This is a genomic window from Bacillus sp. JJ722 (assembly GCF_036963345.1).
Classification (GTDB): Bacteria; Bacillota; Bacilli; order Bacillales; family DSM-1321; genus Bacillus_AD.
The window spans coordinates 1-1,496 of the sequence record NZ_JBALMO010000039.1; the positions used below are offsets into that span (position 1 = coordinate 1).

1 protein-coding gene and 1 pseudogene are annotated in these 1,496 nt (G+C 29.1%); both read right to left on the minus strand.

Going from position 1 to position 1,496, the window contains the following annotated elements; all coding sequences use genetic code 11:
* Nucleotides 1-79: pseudogene (locus tag V7014_RS06040) on the minus strand (DNA-binding response regulator); the annotation flags it as partial.
* A complete protein-coding gene (locus V7014_RS06045) occupies nucleotides 79-1,077 on the minus strand; it encodes an alpha/beta hydrolase (protein WP_335505194.1) in 999 nt (332 codons plus the stop codon). The pseudogene V7014_RS06040 and the gene V7014_RS06045, both read right to left, overlap by 1 nt.
* Nucleotides 1,078-1,496 lie beyond the last annotated feature (419 nt).

The following is a 1,496-nucleotide window of genomic DNA, read 5'->3' on the forward strand; positions in this document are numbered from 1 at the left end:
CTTCACGCTGCAATATTTTTCGTAATAAATTGCCAATCATTAAATCATCTTCAACAATTAAAATATTATATCCTTTCATCACGTAGACCTTTCATTTTTTTCAACTTTATTATTGATAAAATCCATGGCAAGATTAAATATTTCATCGGGAGCGTATAAATAAATGGAGTGCTTCCCTTTAATCTTTTTCACGTCAGATATGTATAGTTGTTCTGCAAACTCCTCAAAGTTTTTATTTTTTTGCTTTGTATATTTCGAGTTTTTATTTTCATCAGTATACGCAGATAAAAATAAGATTGGTGTTTCTTTTGGTATCGGAAGATCTACTGATTTTTTAGCATTATCGTAAATTTGTAATCTCTCATCCTCCATATCATCATTAAAGGCTTGTTTATACGATATTGCTTTAAATATTTCTTTTTCATTTTCCGTTAAAAATGATTGCTTTATCACCTCAGGGTCATAAGTGGCAGAGGGAACTAGTCGATGAACACCCAATTTAGTTAAAATGTTCATCCCTCTAATTATTAACGAATCTACTCTCCCCATTTTATAAGTTACGTAATCTTGAGGTAAACCAATATCTAAACCAATGATGCCCTTAACTTCATTTGGATATTTTTGCGCCCAGTAAATAGCTTCTAATCCTGACATCGAGTGTGGCACTAATATATATGGAGGTTTATTTCCACTTTGAATCAACGCTTTTCTTGATTGCTCTAGGATTATATCAATATCTCTATTATCGTCAAAAACATCGCTGTATCCATATCCGCCTCTTTCAACGACTGCAATTTTATTCTCTTTTGAAAATTTACTATATAATCCTTTCAGTTCATAAATAGGAGCAGCTATCCCCGACCCAGGCATAAATACGTAAGTATCCTCACCATTCCCCTCATTGTAAACATTTATTTTCTTGTTATTAAAGTCAACTAAATTTCCCTTATTTTTAATTAATTCTGACTCTTTACCCACCTGATAGTTATGGTAAATAAACACAGATACAGATCCAAGCAAAATAACGGCAATGAACAATACAAATATTACTTTTAATACTTTAAATATTTTTTTCATAATTTTCTCCTTTCAAGCTATGTTGATAGGATATTATATAAAAATAAATATCTAATAAATTTTACAGAAATTTTATTTTTTCTTTTTTTAAGCAGAGACTACTTTTTAACATGATTTTTTTTGATTTGTATCATAATAATACTAGGAATACCCCTGTTGTTAACTTTTTATATTTTTCTTCTATTGAATATTTGGAACATAGTTTTATTGGATTATCTATATAAGGTTTTTGATCTATCAATCTCCTTTATGTCTATTTCTTTGACCTAACTCACCCACTATGATTAAGTGCCAATATTCACATTTTATCAAGAAAAAAAATTATAGAGTGTTTCTCATTTCCATCCATTTTTGTTTGGTTAGTATGTAGTAATTTTGTAAAAACTCTTCATTTCGTTTTGGGTATAATTTTATTTCTG